We start from the raw sequence: 466 nt of genomic DNA, 5'->3' as shown, positions 1-466 counted from the left end.
GGGTTCGCTGGCCGGCCGGCTCGCCGCGATGCCCGCCGAACAGGCCGAACGAACACTCCTCGACCTGGTCCGCACCCACATCGCAGCCGTACTCGGCCACACAAGCCCCGACACCGTCGACCCCGGCAAAGCCTTCCGCGAACTCGGCTTCGACTCCCTCACCGCCGTCGAGATCCGCAACCGCCTCAACACCGCCACCGGCCTCCGCCTCCCCTCCACCCTCGTCTTCGACCACCCCACCCCCCACACCCTCGCCAACCACCTCCACACCGAACTCCTCGGCCTCGACACCACCCCCACCCCCACACCCACCACCCCCACCACAACAGACACCGACGACGACCCCATCGCCATCGTCGGCATGGCCTGCCGCTTCCCCGGCGACGTCACCACCCCCGACGACCTCTGGACCCTCGTCACCCAAGGCCACGACGCCATCGACACCGTCCCCACCGACCGACAGTGG

Annotated in this window: 1 protein-coding gene; it reads left to right on the top strand. The window is 70.2% G+C overall.

Going from position 1 to position 466, the window contains the following annotated elements; all coding sequences use genetic code 11:
- Window positions 1–466: acyl carrier protein (locus ACLF6P_RS29960; RefSeq protein ID WP_415954562.1), on the top strand; the 466-nt coding region annotated here is incomplete at both ends.

It is taken from the genome of Streptomyces lothianensis (assembly GCF_047779955.1).
Taxonomy (GTDB): domain Bacteria; phylum Actinomycetota; class Actinomycetes; order Streptomycetales; family Streptomycetaceae; genus Streptomyces.
The sequence above is the reverse complement of the archived record's forward strand: the minus strand, read 5'-3'. Positions and strand labels throughout refer to the sequence as shown.